At 56.1% G+C, this 1,583-nt stretch carries 2 protein-coding genes; both read right to left on the bottom strand.

Features of this window, described 5'->3' with window-relative positions:
• Positions 1 to 5: 5 nt before the first annotated feature.
• Positions 6 to 1,025, bottom strand: coding sequence for an IS4 family transposase (locus tag EAV90_RS39120; RefSeq protein WP_245509745.1), 1,020 nt, complete (start codon positions 1,023 to 1,025; stop codon positions 6 to 8).
• A gap of 40 nt (positions 1,026 to 1,065) precedes the next feature.
• Positions 1,066 to 1,461: an IS4/Tn5 family transposase DNA-binding protein gene (locus EAV90_RS41115; RefSeq protein WP_245509744.1), complete on the bottom strand. Its 396-nt coding sequence runs from the start codon at positions 1,459 to 1,461 to the stop codon at positions 1,066 to 1,068.
• Between the last annotated feature and the right edge of the window lie 122 nt (positions 1,462 to 1,583).

Genomic DNA, 1,583 nt, shown 5'->3' with positions numbered 1-1,583 from the left:
GGCTTTCAATTACCCACAAATTCTGCTCCGACCATGGCGCCCAGCGCAATGTCGGTGAGGCGCGACAGCCCGCGCCACATGACGGTATTACCGGGCGGCGGATCGCTGGCGCGGGCGAGATAACCGCCGAGCCGGGCGATCTTGATCAGATAGTGCGAGAGCGTTTTCTGGCTTCCTTTTGGTTTGTCGTTGACGAGGCGATCGAGCACGCCGATTTCAGTCGCAGTCAACGCGAGGGTTGGCGGCGCGTCTGGGACGGAGCGGTTGAGCATCGTCATCCAGAAGACCCGCCAAGTCAGGATGCAAAACAGCGAGATCAGATTGGTCAGACGCTGGGCGGTCCTGAGCTTCGACTCCTCAGCTTTGCAGCCCGATTTGAGGATCTTGTGGAACACCTCGATCTTCCATCTCAAAGCATACCATTCGAGCTTCTCAATGGCGTCGGCGCGGGAACCAACAGGCAGGTCGGTGATCAGCTTCCAATCGATCTTCTTTCTGTTTTTCGGCGTCCCGCGCTCTTCGGCATGGATCACCGTCAGGGTCAGAGCGGGATAGCGCTTCTGCTTTCCAATCGGCGGCAGGACTCGAATCTTGCGATACCTGATCTCAAGAACGGCCTGGTCGGAATCGCCGTTGCTGTCTCTGACTTCGATGCGATGGAGCCCTTTGACGGCGACCTCGTCCATTTCGTCGGCGATCGTGTGATCCCCGTCTCCAACTAAGCGGTCGACGCAGGTCCTGATCAGGAAATGAGTTCCGGTCTCCTGCGCTGCGCAGAAAAGCTCGTAGATGTCACTCTCGCGATCACCGATATGGATGCATCGTCCCGGATGATCCAAGAGTTGCGTAGACTGCTTGAGATTTTCCAACCACCGGACGCTTTCCTTTTTCTCGATGGGAATCCGGGTCGGATTGATCTTCTTTTTAAGCGCTGCTGTTCCCTTGAATTTCTTCCGGGTCCAGAACTTGACGGCCGCCAACCCCAGCGGCACACCTTCGATTGTAACCGCGAGGCTCGAATGCATCAGGATGCCGCAAACCGTGTGCGATCTGAGGCGACCCGCCTTATCCCGTCCACTGTTTATGCTCTTCGTGATGCCGATCGCTTTCTGACTTCTCGCGTTGATAGCTAAATTCGGTCGTGTCGTGCAGCACAAGAACGAGACCTTCAGTGGCGGCACGATCACGTGTCGATTGGAAATGGCCGGCCAGAATGTCCGCTTCGCTGACCCGGTCATTAGAGAAGAAGCGGTAGGCTGCCTTGGTATTCGCCCAATCCTGGCAGACGAGCGGAATGCTTTGTCCCATGGCGCTTCCAATCTGCGTGAGCAGTTTGCGGAATCTGTCGCCGAGCCGCGCGTCCCTAAACTCGCATCCGCTACTCTCTCGATCAATCCAACATTCATCTTCCAAGGACCGCAAACAGCCTTTTGCCGATCGATCCCTTAATGTCAGCCCCATAGAGCACCCCCTCGCGAATCAGGTGCTCAGCAAGGAATCACAAGTGATTCTTTCGATTCAAGATTTCGCCGATCAGCGGATCAGCCCGAGTCGTCAAAGTTATGGGTAATTGAAAGCCGGTG

This window comes from Bradyrhizobium vignae, assembly GCF_004114425.1.
Taxonomy (GTDB): domain Bacteria; phylum Pseudomonadota; class Alphaproteobacteria; order Rhizobiales; family Xanthobacteraceae; genus Bradyrhizobium; species Bradyrhizobium vignae.
The sequence above is the reverse complement of the archived record's forward strand: the minus strand, read 5'-3'. Positions and strand labels throughout refer to the sequence as shown.